The sequence below is a fragment of the Enterococcus sp. DIV1096b genome (assembly GCF_050498765.1).
GTDB lineage: Bacteria > Bacillota > Bacilli > Lactobacillales > Enterococcaceae > Enterococcus_D > Enterococcus_D entomosocium.
The window spans coordinates 1,956,599-1,971,652 of the sequence record NZ_JBMHEK010000001.1 but is presented as its reverse complement, the minus strand read 5'-3'; the positions used below and the strand labels follow the sequence as shown (position 1 = coordinate 1,971,652).

Sequence of the window (15,054 nt, the reverse complement as noted above, 5' to 3'; positions counted from 1 at the left end):
CCTCCTTATATGCTTAGTTTATCATGTAATGAGAAGGAGCGAAAAGGATTTTGTCGTGCAATGAATTTTTTTTATATGTTATAATAAGCAAGTTGAAGTGAAATGGAGGAATACGATGGACGGGATTTTACCATTATGGAAAGAGCGTGGACAAACAAGTCACGACTGCGTGTTTAAATTACGAAAAATATTAAAGACAAAAAAAATCGGACACAGCGGCACACTAGATCCTGACGTGGATGGTGTCTTGCCCATTTGTATCGGAAAAGGAACGAAGATCGTCGAATACTTGGTTGATTCTGGAAAAGTCTACACCGGGGAAATCACCTTGGGCTTCAGTACCACTACAGAAGATCGGTCGGGGGATATCGTTGAACAACAAGCACTAACTCGTCCGTTTACGAAGACAGAAATCGATCAGGCAATGAAACAGTTGACGGGGACGATTACCCAGATCCCGCCGATGTATTCGGCGGTCAAAGTCAATGGCAAACGACTTTACGAATATGCTCGCAACAATGAAACTGTCGAGCGACCACAGCGCAAAGCAGAAATTTATTCCTTCAAACGAATTTCAGAGCCGGTTTTTCATGAGGACAATACGCAAAGCTGGCGTTTTGAAGTTTCTTGTGGAAAAGGGACTTATGTTCGCACGTTAGCGGTCGACACAGGAAAATTGCTGGGTGTACCCGCGCATATGTCTGATTTGACTCGCTTAAAAAGCGGTGGTTTTTCTAAAGAACAATCTTACACGATTGCAGAGGTGCAAAAGGCAGTCGATGAACAACGTGTTTCGGAACTACTGCTACCGGTGGAATATGGGGTATCGGAGTTTGTTCAAGTGACGATCGATGCGGACCTCTGGCAGAAAGTAAAAAATGGCATGCGCTTGCCTTTCAGCGTGTTTGGATTACAAGAGCGCCCAGAGGAATTAGTGGCGATTTTTTATCGAGAACAATTGATCAGTATCTATAAAGCTCATGACAAATACCAAGATATGATGAAACCGGTAAAAGTCATCCGTACAGAAATAGGAGAATGAACATGGAAATCATTGAAATGAGACACCCTTATGATCACGAAACGATTCCTGATGAGGAGATCGTCTTAGTGTTAGGCTTTTTCGATGGCGTACATCTAGGTCATCAGAAAGTCATTGAAACAGGACGAAAGATCGCAGAAGAAAAAGGGTTAAAATTGGCATTAATGACCTTTAATCAACATCCCTCGATCGTTTTCCAAAAAGTCGATCCTGAAAAAATGCAATACCTGACCAGCTTGGCTCAAAAGGAAGCGCATATGGAAAAGCTTGGAGTAGATATTCTTTATATCATTGAGTTTACTTCTGCTTTTGCAAATCTGGCACCACAAGTGTTTGTGGATGAATACATGATCGGTCTGCATGCAAAAGTTGTTGTTGCTGGATTCGACTATACCTACGGCAAGAAAGAGATAGCCAACATGGCGCTGTTACCAACATATGCAGAAAATCGTTTTGAAGTTGTGACTGTCGCGCAAGAATCGTTTGATGAAGAAAAGGTTAGCTCCACACGCATTCGCTCTGCCCTACAAAATGGCGATATGGCACAAGTCAATCGCTTGTTAGGGTATATTTATGAATTTGAAGGAACCGTCGTTCACGGTGATGCTAGAGGACGAGAACTTGGGTTTCCAACCGCGAATATCAAAGTAAAGAGCACCGTTCGGTTGCCAAAAGAAGGCGTCTATGTGACGGAAATCAAAGTCGGTGACAAGTGGTATCCATCGATGGGATCGATTGGTCACAATGATACGTTTGGTCAGGGGCGCCAGTTAACAGTTGAAATCTATATTCTCGATTTTCACCAAGATATCTATGGTGAAACCGTGGCGATCCGCTGGCATCATTTCTTACGTGATCAAGTCGCTTTCAATGGCGCACAAGCGTTGATCGAACAATTAAAGCAAGATGAACGAGACACTGAAACTTATTTTGATGGGCTTTCTGAAGAAAACTAAGCATTCGTAGTGAAAAGAAGCGTTTCTGGCTTCTTTTCACTTTTTCTTTTTCTTTCTTTTTATAACGTAGTTTATTTGAATTCTAATGCTTTCCCCATGAGGAAAAAACGTTTTTTCGATATACTAAAAAATAGGCAAAAATGATAATTTATGCAGAATGCTGCAAAGGGAAAGGGAGAGAAAAAGTGACAATTGGAAAAAAAGCGAAAAAGGGGAAAGAAAAGAAAGATTTAACTAGAATGAAAACGCCTCATACGTATGTCATCATCTTTGGGGTCGTATTGTTGGCGTGGTTGCTGACTTTCTTAGTTCCCGCTGGAAAATTCAGTACACAAGAAATCGAGTATACCGATGCAAATGGGGAAATAAGTACCAGAACGGTCTTGATGCAAGATTCGTTTCGTTATGCCTACCCGTTAGATAACGAATACGTCTATCAACAGTTGAATCAATTGGAAGACGATCCACAAGAGTTGGAAGAATTAGATGTCGATCCTGAGGCTTTAGCAGCTGTTCTAGCTGAAGGACCTAAAGAGTTGTCCCAGAGTCAATTAGATGAGGTGGGACTGACCGATGACACGCTTTACAGTCTTTACGGCGAAAAAATTTATGATACTTCTGAAAAACTGCACAAAACAGCCAAGGTTTGGGGAACTGATGACTTTAACGGTTTCGGCTTCTTAAATTTTGTTTTTGAAGGATTGGTTTCTGGTGATAAATACGGCTCAGCAATTGGGATCGCAGCACTGATCCTAGTGGTCGGTGGTGCGTTTGGTATTATCATGCAAACCGGAGCGATTGATGCGGGGATCTTTGCATTTATCAGCAAAACTCGTGGATTAGAACGCTTGGCATTGCCGCTGTTGTTCTTTGCTTTTTCATTTGGGGGCGCTACCTTTGGGATGGCAGAAGAAGTCATTCCGTTTTCGATGGTCATGGTGCCTTTCGTGATCGCATTGGGGTATGATTCGATCGTGGCGGTCACCGTCACCTATGTCGCCTCCCAGATTGGAAATGCCACCTCGTGGATGAGTCCGTTTAGTGTGGCAGTAGCTCAAGGGATCGCAGGTATTCCCGTTCTTTCAGGCGCAACGTTCCGAATCATCATGTGGGTCGTGGTTACCGCACTATCCGCAGGGTACCTCATGATCTATGCCGAAAGAATTCGCAAGAATCCTGAGAAATCACTAACGTATCAATCGGATGCGTATTTTAGAAATCATCTTGAAAAAACCTCCAGTGAGCAAAAACCATTTTTATTAGGTCATAAATTGATCTTGGTTGAAATGCTGGCGGTTTTGATCTGGATCGTATGGGGTGTGACGCAGAAAGGCTACTATATTCCCGAGATTGCTTCTCAATTCTTTGTTATGGGCTTAGGGGCAGGAATCATAGCGGTTCTTTTCAAATTAGAAAATATGGGCTTGAATGATGTGGCGAGTGCCTTTCAATCTGGTGCCTCAGAATTGGCAGGAACTGCAATCGTTGTAGGGATGGCCAAAGGGATTCTTCTGGTTCTCGGCGGTTCTGATGCCAATGTGCCGTCAGCGTTGAATACGATTTTGCACAGCATCGGCGGATTGTTAAGCAATGTTCCAGCTTTTATTGGTGCCTGGTTCATGTACATTTTCCAAAGCTTCTTCAATTTGATCGTGACTTCAAATTCAGGTCAAGCTGCATTAACCATGCCGATCATGGCGCCATTAGCCGATCTTTTAGGTGTCTCTAGACAGATCGCTGTCTTGGCTTATCAATTAGGCTCGGGCTTTATGGATGCCTTCACTCCAGTATCGGCAAGTCTGATCGGTGTCTTAGGTGTCGCAAGAATCGAATGGGTGAAATGGGCGAAATTCCAGATCAAAATGCAAGGTTTCTTATTTGTATTAGGAACGATTTTTATCTTTATTGCGGTCGCAATCGGCTTGCAATAAGAAGTAATCAGCCACAAGGAGGAAGCACTTATGAAGGTGATACGACAAGCAGAGGTTTACGCTCCTGACTATTTAGGAAAAAAAGATATTTTATTAAATGAAGACAAGATCATTGCTATTCAAGATTCGATTGAAGGAGGATTCTCAGGTGTTCCTCTTGAAGAAATCGATGGCACAGGGTTACTCGCTGTGCCCGGCTTTATTGACTGCCACTTTCATATCTTAGGAGGTGGCGGGGAAGGCGGCTTTCAAAACCGGACACCAGAAGTGAAATTGAGTCAATTAACCTCTGCAGGAGTAACGACAGTGGTTGGCTGTTTAGGTACTGACGGAGTAGGCAGAGATATGACTGCCTTGATCAGTAAGGCGCGTGGACTAGAGGCGGAAGGCATCACGACTTATCTTTATGACGGTTCGTATCGATTGCCTTTGGCGCCCGTCACGGATTCCATCATCCAAGATTTTTTGACTATCGATAAAATTATTGGTATCGGTGAAATTGCCGTTTCTGACCATCGTTCTTCACAACCAAGTTTCGAAGAATTTACCCGCGCGGTTGCGGATGCTCGTGTTGGTGGGATGCTTTCTGGAAAAGCAGGTATCGTAAACGTCCACTTAGGTGGAGGAAAGAAAAAATATGAGCTGCTTTTACGAACCATCGAAGAGACAGAGATTCCAATCAGCCAATTTTTACCGACACATGCCAATCGGACCAGCGAGCTTTTCGAAGCAAGTATTGCTTTTGCAAAAATGGGTGGAACGATTGATTTTACGGCGAGTGAAGATCCTGATTTCTGGGAAAAAGAAGACGATGAGGTTCGCTTCAGTAAAGGATTGAAACGTTTGTTAGCAGAAGGGATCGGCCTGGATCAATTTACCATGACCTCTGATGGGCAAGGCAGCCTCCCGTACTTTGATGAAAACAATCAATTCATAGGTCTGGGTGTCGGCAGTTCGCGAGCGCTGATGGTAGGCATTAAAGAAGCAGTCCAAAAAGAGCAGATTCCATTGGAGATCGCCATTCGAGCAATCACTTCCAATCCAGCGAAAGTATTGAAGCTTGATCAAAAGGGACGTCTTGCAGCAGGGATGGATGCTGATATTTGCTTGCTGAACAAAGACTCATTAGCAGTAGAAACGGTTCTAGCAAAAGGCAGAACAATGGTAGAAGAACAAGAAGTAAAAGTGTGGGGTACCTTTGAACAACTAACATAAGAAGAATTCAGTTTTAACAGACTAAGAAACGGTTGTTTTTCTAAACAGAGTTGTAGAAGAAAATAAGCAGCCCGATCCATGACCAGCATTTACTGGACTTGATCGGACTGCTTTTTTCAATTAAACGCAAGTATTCTTAAGCTTGCAACTCATCCAATTTCTTCATGTCTTCTTCAGAAATTTCAAAGTCAACTTTGGCATTGTCAGCAATGTATTCTTCATGAACGGATTTTGGCAATGGCAGAATGTCTTTTTGTAGCAAGTAACGAATTGAAAGTTGTGGAATAGATTTTCCATAGGCTTCAGCAATCGTCTTCACTGCATCGTTATCGAGTAAACGACCAGTAGCGATTGGTGAATAGCCTTCCACTAAAATTTCGTGCGCTTTGCAAAATGTCAATAGTTCTTCATTTGTGCGGCCAATATGGTAAATAAACTGGTTGACCATCGGTTTCACATCGCAATGGTCAAAAATATTTTGCAAATCTTTTTGATCGAAGTTGGAAACACCAATCGATTTTACTTTTCCACTTAAGTAGGCTTCTTCTAATGCTTTCCAAACATCGATGTTTTCAAGATAAAAATCTTTGTTTTCTGGATTGTTTCCCATGATTTTCCAAGGACGAGGGGCATGGATCAAAATCAAATCGATATACCCTAAGTCAAGTTTTTTTAGAGAGGCATCAATGCTATCAACCGCTTCTTGGTAGGTCTTTAACTCAGCAGGTACTTTCGTGGTAACAAAAATTTCATCGCGGGCAACGCCTGAATCGCGCACAGCTTTCCCAACCGCTTCTTCGTTTTTGTAAGCTGCCGCTGTATCGACATGTCGATAACCATTTTGAATGGCAAATTTTGTTGCGTTGTAAGCATCTTCTGGAGAAGATTGCCAGGTTCCAAGGCCAATCTTAGGAATTGCCAGTTTGTTCTGCAAGGTAAATGTTTCTTGTAATATCACGTATCTCAACCTACTTTCATCGCTTTTTTTTGTTACATCTTCCATTATAAAACGTTTTCTTGTTTGGAACAAATCAGACGCTGAAACTTTTGAGGGAAATTGACTTTCAAAAGGATCTTTGATACATTATCAGCAACCTAAACACAGAAAGATGTGGAAAAAATGGATTTTGTTAAAGAAGATTTTGCCTATTATCGGCGCTCTTTTGAATTGATGTATCGCAGTTATTTCCGTAGAAGAATGATTGCCCTTGGTGTGGCGATTTTGATTATCTTAGGTTATTTACTTTTGTTACAAGAAAGTTTGCTTTTAAATATCATTTTGCTAGTTATATTGCTAGGCATAATGGCGTGGTTGGTTTCACTTTATCAGCGAGCGAGTGAGGTCGTACTTGCTTTCGAAGAAGAAAATCAGGTGCCGCAAATTCATCAACTGACAGAATTTGAGGATCATTATGCGTTCCAAATGAATGATGGAACAACGATGCGCGTGAAGAAAAACGGCAATCGCAACTTTCCTTCCAATAATAAGCAGTACACGTTGATGGCAGGCTATAAAAAAGTTTTCTTTGTGCAACAACCCTTGATGATTTTTTATTATGACCTCTTGGAGATGAAGTATGATGAAGCGTATCGTTTGAAACGAAACCGCCAAAACGGGTTCAATAGTTGGTCGCGTTATTTCAGTTTTCGCTCCTTTAAGGGATCGATTGGCAATGTCTTTCAATTCTTGCTGGGAAATATTTTCTTCTTATTTATTGCGTATCGGTTGATCCGCTATCTGATCGATATTTTGCTGCACATTTTATAACTGTTACCAAGGTGAAGATTCTCATCGTTTTCATAGACTGGTGAAAAAGATGATAGGACTTAATTTTTTTAAAAAGGTATACTTAAGTCAGATAAGACAAGCAATTGTCTTTCATGAATAAGAGTCCTGCTCTTGTTAAGTAAGCCGTCAACAACAGCTTATCTATTGTGGCGCTAACAGTTTGGGGGAAGTGTTAGTTCTTGTAACAAACAGATTTTTTTCTGGGCGGGATAAGAACAAAAGCGGTATTTTACCGTACTTAATAAGAGTAGTGCTCTTTATTTTTTCTATGAATATTTGAAGACATCACTTCTTGGAAGTGGTGTTTTTTCTTGCTTAAAAATAGTCCAAGTGATAGGAGAATTCTAAGAACTATGCTACAATGAGTGCCGGTGCTCTCAGCGGTGGGAGCAAAAAAGAAGGTAGAGGAGAATTACTTAGGAATGCCTGAAGGTCAAACAATAAACGATCCATCTACAAAAAGCGCGCAAAATATTTCTGCGTATATACATATACCTTTCTGTGAACACATATGCTACTACTGTGACTGCACGTCTTTTAGCCTTTCAGAAGAATAGAAGAGTTGCCCAAATTTCATAGATAATGAAAGAGAAACGTTGATAAATCAGTGTTTCTCTTTTTTGTAGTTAGAATATTTCTCTAAAAATTTGGAGACTTGAATCAATGTAGATGGTCTATAATTGTGCATGATTTTCTCAAAGTGGCACGGAAATGTGGCACGGATTTTTTTGGATAAGTGAATCGTATTATTACAATTGAGAATAGAAGAGGAATAGTTAACTATTAAAATCAGAGAGGAGTGAGTTTCAAAAAAATATTTAGATTTTCTTAGTCAGATATTTATAGATATTATGTATTGCATACACACTGTTATGATATAATTTTATTAAATAAAACTAGTTGTATTTAAACAATATGTTGAACTGTATCATGAATACTGGGATTAGAAATTTTTAATGCAAAAATACCCAATACTATATCAAGGGGTTAACTATGACTAAAAATTCTTTTATTATTCAATATCTGAGAAAATCAAAATTAGGAAATGAATATTTAGCTGGATATCTAAATATAATTTTGAAAAGTTTAATAAATTATAATAAAGTAGATTCTTTTGAAATTAATATTAGAGGGGGATGTTGGTCAAAAAAACTTAATACAGCTACTGAATTAGTAAAAAAAGTATTTGATAGTGTTGATTTATCTAATACTTCGATTTTGTTACATAATCAGTATTCTGGCTATAGTAGACAACCTACACTTAAAGCGATTAGTTTATATATTAGTAGTTCTTGTAGTTATGGCACTGGAAATCCAGATCATTCTAAGGAAATTCTTGTAAAATGTAATGATGAAACAGTTTTCTATTTGGTAGGTTCTTCAAATTTCTCTAAAAATACTTATATGACTAAAGACAGAAATATTAATCAATCAGATATTGCTTTCATTAAAGTTAGTGATTCAACAAAGTCTCTATTACATTCTATACTTAATCATAACGATAATAGATTACTTAGCATTTTTGCAGAAGAGCTAGGTATTTCTAATGACAATTTATCTGATAGTCCTGATACTCAAAATGATTTCTACTTAACATATATAGGAGAAAGTGATGTAGATATAGTGACAGCTCCTTATATTGGCTCAGATGATATATTGAGCGAGTATACTAGTGAATTTTTTTCAGAATAGAGAAAAGTTTTAGATAATGAGCCAAAAGTTGTTCAGAATTAATGAAAGTAAATAAGAGACGTCGATTTTCAAAATAAATTATTATTTAGGGTGTTTAAAATTCAAATTGAAAATAGAAAGCGTTATCTTTTGGAGGTGAATCACATGACTAAATACACTGATGATGAAATTAGAAATATGTCCAAAGTGACAATCAAAATAGCTGCGGACTATTTAGGAATTTCAACTAACATGTTGACCTTTGGAATGCGAAATAACTTATTGCCTATAGGGTTTGCTATTCGTAATGAAGAAAGTTATCGCTCTAATTGGAGCTATTCAATTGTTCCAGAGAGACTAATTGCCTATAATCATGGAAAAATTAATGAAATTCAAATAGAAAATATCGAGAATAGTATTAACACTATTGTTAGTCAATTTGAAGAAATGAAACGAGATTTGGTTTTTCTATTAAGCGAAAACGACGAATAGGAGGTATGAAAGAATTTCAAGCTCTCCTCATGGGAACGACTCATAGTATTAGTGAAGTTGAATATGCTAGTGAAAAGCAGCAAGTCGTTATTAATGGAGTTTTCGCAAAAGAAAAAACTAATTTGGATGTTACTGAAATAGAAAGTGAAGTAAGCAACCGTAATATTATTTATTTAGAGAAGGAGGAAAAATGGATGCCTGAACAGCCGGCTTTAATTAAAACTCGAAAAGAACTATATGATGAAATATGGGAAATATCTATTGCTGGGGTTGCAAAAAAATATGATATTCCATATGGACATATGATTAGGCAACTAAAAATAGCTGAAATCCCTGTTCCACCTTCAGGTTACTGGATGAAGCTATCTAGTGGAAAAAGTGTTTCAGTTCTTGAACTGACAGGTGATCCAGAAGAAAGTGTATCAATTTATAAAACTACCCCTGGTGTGAAGTCTCGAAAAAAGTCTTCTCTAAAAATTACATCTACTAATGAAGAGTGGACAAATGCTTCTGAAAATTCAGGAATTGAAACTTCAAAAACATGAAACAATGGAATACTGTGGAAAAACATATAATATTTATAAAAGGTCAAATCTTTATGAAGAAGTATGGAAGCAGCCGATTACAAAAATTGCAAAAATTTATTCAGTGTCAGATAGTGCCATTCATAAGATATGTAAGGCTCTAAATGTACCCACTCCCCCAGCAGGATATTGGTCACGAGTACGAGCTAGAAAAACAGTGAAAAAAATGCCTTTACCAAAAGGAAATTACCGAGAGCAAAAAACAGGACTACGTTCTGAGACCATCAAATTAAGACAAGAAGAAGATGGAATCCTAAAATTTTTAGATGATGAGAATCGAACACTAGTTTTGGCGATAGCAGATCAAATAATTTTACCTCATGAAGACTCTCGTATGCATTCAAAAATCATTGCTCATAGAAAAAAAGTATCAAAATGGCAAAAGGAGTTAAAGAAGAGTGAAGCAAAAGGCTGGGGAAAAAGAAATTTATCAGATCCACCTTTTTTTGCAGATACTGTTTCAGAAGAATCTCTGCCAAGAGTTTGTCGGATTTTTGATGCATTGATAAAGGCACTGGAACCTTTAGACTGTAAACTTACAGATGATTTAAAAATTAAGGTGAATCAGGAGACAGTACATATTTCTGTCACAGAAGTTAAAGAAAAAATTCCTCATACTCCTACAGAAAAAGAAAATTTGGAACTCCTGAAATATGAAGATAGGCATAATAGCAATTCCTATATATCAAAACCAAAAATTAACAAATATGATTATCTATTTAATGGAAGAATTAGTTTTATGATTCATGGTAGAAAAACGTTTAGAGATTGCAAAGCTTATGTTGTTGAGGAGAAGCTAGGGGATATTGTACTAGCTTTATATGAAGTTTCTGATGTGCTTCGACAAGAACGAGAAAAGCGTGAAGAAGAAGCTCGCCAAAGAGAAATTGAACGTCAGAAAAAGGAAGAACAGAGAGAACGTTATAATTTAGAAGTGGCAAATACAGAAGCCTTAGTAAACAAAGCTGAAGACTATGAAACTTCGTGTAAAATTCGAGCTTATGTTTCAGCTCTGGAGAAATCTGGTGAGTTAGATGATGAAACAGCAACATGGATTCAATGGGCAAAGCAAAAAGCAGATTGGTATGATCCAACTGTTGCATCAAGTGATGAGTATTTTGGAAAACGAAAACATGAGGAAAGCTCTGAATCAAAAGTATTGAAGAAATCTGGCTATTCTTGGTGGTAGAAAATAATTGAATTCTATTTAATTGACTTTTATGAGATGTTTACGGAGATGTCAATTGAACTAAATTTCAATATTTAAGGTAGTAGAGTTGGTATTCATTTTTTCTTCTAATTGTATAATTACTTGGTGTTAATCTGTTATACTAATGTAGTTGAATGTTGTATGTAATGATTTTTTGAAAGATACTAAATTTCGCTATATAGCTTTATAAAGGTGGATTTATTAATGAGAAAGTATACTGTAATTGAAAGTTTTTCAGGTATTGGTGCCCAAAGGCAAGCTTTGGAAAATTTACAAGAGAAATTTATTTTTGATTTTGAAATTGCTAACACAATGGAGTGGGATATTAATGCCATGATGGCCTACCAAGTAATCCATCACGATTCTAAAACTCCTAACTATTTTTCTGATAAGGCAGATGCTATTTCATGGATTAAAGATCATAATCTTACCTTGAGTACAACAGGTAAAGAAAAGTCAACTATTCGGGCAATAAAAGCTCTGCCCATCGATAAATTGAACTTTATTATACACAGCATAAAAAATACAAAAAACTTGACGGATATCTGCAATGTTGATATCAGAAAATTTCCTCAAAATATTGATATTTTTACATATTCATTTCCTTGTCAAGACTTATCAATTGGAAGTTTTTGGTATAACAAAGATAACAAGGGAATTGAGAAAGATAGTGGATCAAGGTCTAGTTTATTATGGGAAGTTGGAGAGATTCTATCTAAAATGAATAGGAACCAACTCCCGAAATTTTTAGTTATGGAAAATGTTACGCAAGTGCTTGCAAAAAAGCATCAAGGCAATTTTGAAGCATGGAAGAGAGAGCTAGAATCTTTAGGGTACAAAAATTATGAGCCATGGGAACTAGATGCTTTAGACTTTGGAATACCCCAACAAAGAAAACGAGCATTCATGTTAAGTGTTCTTTGTGAAGAAACTTTTTTTCAACAAATTTCTGATTGGAGACCCCGAACTGTTGAAAAAGTAAGTGAATTGAAGAATTACCTGAGATTAGATAAAAAATACTTAGAAGAACAAGTTGCTGTCACACCTAACTTTACTCAAAGTCGTGAAAAAATCTTTCTTGAAAATAATAAAATTGTTATAGATGGGAAGATAAATCACAATATTGTTAACACTATTAGTACAAAACAGGATAGAAATCCTAATGCTGGTGTGATCTTATATGATGGAATTAATGGTAATGACACAATGCGGTATCTTACCCCTCGTGAATGTTTTTTATTAATGGGATTTCCCGAACAGAAATTCGAAAGATTGAAAACATTTAATAAAGAACATGATGTTTTCTTTAGTGATTCGCATCTGTATAGAATGGCAGGCAATTCTATTGTTGTTCCTATATTGGAAAGTATATTTGAGTTAATTATTAAAATTGATAAAGAGATGAGGGGAAACTAAATGAATTATGTCGATAGTAAATATGATGGGTTAAAAAACTTTATTCAAAGACAACTAGATAGTGGTAAAAACTATCAAATGCTATTAAAACTTGAAGGTTTTAATTATCCTAAAGATATTTATCTCAATATGTTATTAGACACGCAAGCATTACCTGAAAACGAGTTTACTCTTAAGACTTGGGAAGAATTTGTAACAATTTATAGAGAAGAAAATAAAGAGTACAGTGAAAAATTTATGGGGGAAAATATTCTTAACCAATCAACAGTTCCTACTGTAAGTAGTTCTACTTGGCAAATATATAAGAGTAATTTATTGAAAAAGGGCTTTAAGGAAAAGGCTATAAGTGAAATTCAATATTCTTCTTACGGTGTAGTACAAAGACTTACTGACATGGGGCGTGGAACTAAAGAGTCTATCAAAGGATTGGTTATTGGGGACGTACAATCTGGAAAAACAGCTAATATGGCAGGTCTAATTTCTTTGGCTGCTGATAATGGTTGGAATGTTTTTATTGTTCTTAGCGGATTGATAGATAGTTTACGAGCGCAAACAAAAGATCGAATAATAAAGGATTTGACGACGGATGGTTCCATGGCTTTAAATTTTAAAGCAATAGAGAAACCGAAATTTAGAAATGGAGCTATCGAAGCGGAATATAACTTGGATAACATAGATTTGTCTCGTAACTCAAAAGTACGATTATTAAATGTATGTTTGAAAAATAAATCTAATTTAAAAAATTTGATTGCTTGGTTGAATAGCAACGAGAATAAGGCTAAACAGATGAAAATAGTTCTAATTGATGATGAAGCAGACCAAGCAAGTATAAATACAAATGATATTACAGAAGAAATAGACCCAACTACAATTAATAGATTGATAAGAGAAATAGCTAATTCATCTAAATTTAAAGCTGTAAATTATATTGCATATACTGCCACGCCATATGCACCCGTTCTTAATGAAAGTGGAATTGATTCCCTTTATCCAAGAGATTTTATTGTTGCATTGAATTCTTCAACTGATTATATGGGACCAGTTCAATATTTTGGTTTGCAAGTCCCTGCTCAAAATCCGTCCCTAAGAATGGTTCGTTCAGTTACGGATGAAGAAGTGAGTAGTGTATTTTCTTATTTGACTGGAAAAAATGAAATATGTGAAAATTTTACTAATTTAAAAACTGCAATATACTGGTTTTTGATTAGCGTTGCGGCTCTTAGATTTAGAAAATACGATGATCCTTTGTCAATGTTAATTCATACAGGAGCAAAAACTGCTAGCCATAAACTAATGATTAATATTGTACAGGAAATTCTTTCTGATTTTTATGATAATTATGATGAAAGAATTAATGAACTTAACGAGTTGTTTTATGAAGAAATAAGGTCATTTGATAAAAAGGATTTTAATAATGCTATGCCTGATTATTCAAACGAAGACATCTGTGACTATCCTAGTTGGAGTGAAGTTAAAGAGGGGTTAGACTATCTTAAAGGTCTTAAGAAAGATGAATTTATTACTCACATAAAATTGGGAGACGATAAAAAACCGATTTATAAAAAAGGTATACACGTAGTGGAAGATAATAGTTCAAAGAAATATGATGAGTCTGCAAGATTGATTTACCCTGATAAAGATGATAAAGAAATTTCTGGTATGAAAAATAAATCATTTATTGTTATTGGGGGAAATACTTTGTCTCGAGGATTGACAATTGAAGGTTTGGTGTCAACCTATTTTTTACGACCAACGAAGCTAGGTGATTCTTTAATGCAGATGGGACGTTGGTTTGGCTATAGACCGAACTACGAATTATATCCTAGAGTGTGGATTGATAAAGAAACGCAATTTAAATTTGAATCTATGACACAAATCAATGAAGATTTGAAGGATGAAATTGAAAGTTATGCTGAAAAAGGATTTAGTCCTTCGGAGTACGCACCTAGAATTATGAATAGCCCAGACTATAAAAGACTTATGGTGACCTCCTTTAATAAGTCACAAAATGCTATTGAAGGAGGAATGGATTTTCGAGGTTTTGACGTTCAAACGTTAAGTTTCCTGAGAGATAAATCTTGTTTAGAGCACAATCTTAACGTAGGTATAGAACTATTAAATAAGATTGGGCAGTCACCTAGGTTTAAAGATAATAATTTATTATTTGAAAATGTTGACACTCAACTAATTATTGATTTCTTTAATGGTTATAGACTATCAGAAAAACAACAAAATCTCCAAAAAGGTACCATGACCTCATTAATAGAGTGGATAGAAGAAAATACTTCAGAAAATAAATTAGATAGTTGGAACATTCTTCTTGTTTCAAAAGGAGAAATTCCTAGATATGAAGATTCTTCAAGAAAAAGCTGGAATATACATGGATATGATCCAGGGTGTGTTTCGAGGTCTCAAATGAAAAATAATCCTTATGAAGATACTGTATATATTAAAGTATTGAGAACTGTTGGTGATCTTGTTTTAGATTTAGATGTAGATCTAAGTGAGAAAGAAAAAAGTGCTAATTCATTAAAAAATGTTTTAGGAGTTCGTCAAAAATATGGATATGATAGAAAGCCATTATTAGTTTTGTATAGAATTGATAAAAATTCTAAGCCTAAAAATGAAGAAAGTACTTCAAGAAAGGCAATGGATGTTGAAGAAGATATTTTAGCATTTGATGTTCTTATTCCAGGATTTACTGAAAAAGTTAACCGTGCGAACTATCTTCAACAGAAATTAGACTAG

General features: G+C 36.3%; 12 protein-coding genes. 11 read left to right on the top strand and 1 reads right to left on the bottom strand.

Annotated elements, in window-relative coordinates; genetic code table 11:
• Nucleotides 1-115: 115 nt before the first annotated feature.
• The 4 genes from truB (at nt 116) to iadA (ending at nt 5,144) form a co-directional block, all read left to right on the top strand.
• Nucleotides 116-1,042: a tRNA pseudouridine(55) synthase TruB gene (truB, locus tag IGJ17_RS09380; protein WP_016610162.1), complete on the top strand. Its 927-nt coding sequence runs from the start codon at nt 116-118 to the stop codon at nt 1,040-1,042.
• A 2-nt stretch (nt 1,043-1,044) separates the two neighbouring features.
• On the top strand, nt 1,045-1,998 hold the full coding sequence (ribF, locus tag IGJ17_RS09375; RefSeq protein WP_008378129.1) for a riboflavin biosynthesis protein RibF: 954 nt from the start codon (nt 1,045-1,047) through the stop codon (nt 1,996-1,998).
• A 239-nt stretch (nt 1,999-2,237) separates the two neighbouring features.
• Nucleotides 2,238-3,929, top strand: a complete 1,692-nt coding sequence (yfcC, locus tag IGJ17_RS09370) for a putative basic amino acid antiporter YfcC (RefSeq protein ID WP_429961629.1) — start codon at nt 2,238-2,240, stop codon at nt 3,927-3,929.
• A gap of 30 nt (nt 3,930-3,959) precedes the next feature.
• On the top strand, nt 3,960-5,144 hold the full coding sequence (gene iadA, locus IGJ17_RS09365; RefSeq protein ID WP_016620344.1) for a beta-aspartyl-peptidase: 1,185 nt from the start codon (nt 3,960-3,962) through the stop codon (nt 5,142-5,144).
• 136 nt (nt 5,145-5,280) lie between these two features.
• Here iadA and IGJ17_RS09360 read toward each other — a convergent pair whose 3' ends face one another.
• Complete coding sequence (locus IGJ17_RS09360; protein WP_005235638.1) at nt 5,281-6,147, bottom strand: aldo/keto reductase; 867 nt, start codon at nt 6,145-6,147, stop codon at nt 5,281-5,283.
• Nucleotides 6,148-6,264: 117 nt separating this feature from the next.
• Here IGJ17_RS09360 and IGJ17_RS09355 point away from each other — a divergent pair, with 117 nt between their 5' ends.
• The 7 genes from IGJ17_RS09355 (at nt 6,265) to IGJ17_RS09325 (ending at nt 15,054) form a co-directional block, all read left to right on the top strand.
• A complete protein-coding gene (locus IGJ17_RS09355) occupies nt 6,265-6,912 on the top strand; it encodes a hypothetical protein (protein ID WP_429961293.1) in 648 nt (215 codons plus the stop codon).
• A gap of 1,014 nt (nt 6,913-7,926) precedes the next feature.
• The gene (locus IGJ17_RS09350; RefSeq protein WP_429961292.1) at nt 7,927-8,625 is read left to right on the top strand and encodes a hypothetical protein; all 699 of its coding nucleotides are present in this window, start codon (nt 7,927-7,929) and stop codon (nt 8,623-8,625) included.
• A gap of 144 nt (nt 8,626-8,769) precedes the next feature.
• Nucleotides 8,770-9,096 carry a hypothetical protein gene (locus tag IGJ17_RS09345; RefSeq protein ID WP_086373025.1) on the top strand — a complete coding sequence of 109 codons (327 nt, stop codon included), beginning with the start codon at nt 8,770-8,772 and terminating at the stop codon, nt 9,094-9,096.
• 5 nt (nt 9,097-9,101) lie between these two features.
• Nucleotides 9,102-9,641: a hypothetical protein gene (locus IGJ17_RS09340; protein WP_429961291.1), complete on the top strand. Its 540-nt coding sequence runs from the start codon at nt 9,102-9,104 to the stop codon at nt 9,639-9,641.
• Complete coding sequence (locus tag IGJ17_RS09335; RefSeq protein ID WP_429961290.1) at nt 9,601-10,869, top strand: hypothetical protein; 1,269 nt, start codon at nt 9,601-9,603, stop codon at nt 10,867-10,869. Before IGJ17_RS09340 ends, IGJ17_RS09335 begins: the two co-directional genes overlap by 41 nt.
• 225 nt (nt 10,870-11,094) lie before the next feature.
• Nucleotides 11,095-12,306, top strand: a complete 1,212-nt coding sequence (gene dcm / locus IGJ17_RS09330; protein ID WP_086373022.1) for a DNA (cytosine-5-)-methyltransferase — start codon at nt 11,095-11,097, stop codon at nt 12,304-12,306.
• Nucleotides 12,307-15,054 carry a Z1 domain-containing protein gene (locus IGJ17_RS09325; RefSeq protein ID WP_429961289.1) on the top strand — a complete coding sequence of 916 codons (2,748 nt, stop codon included), beginning with the start codon at nt 12,307-12,309 and terminating at the stop codon, nt 15,052-15,054. It abuts the gene before it with no gap.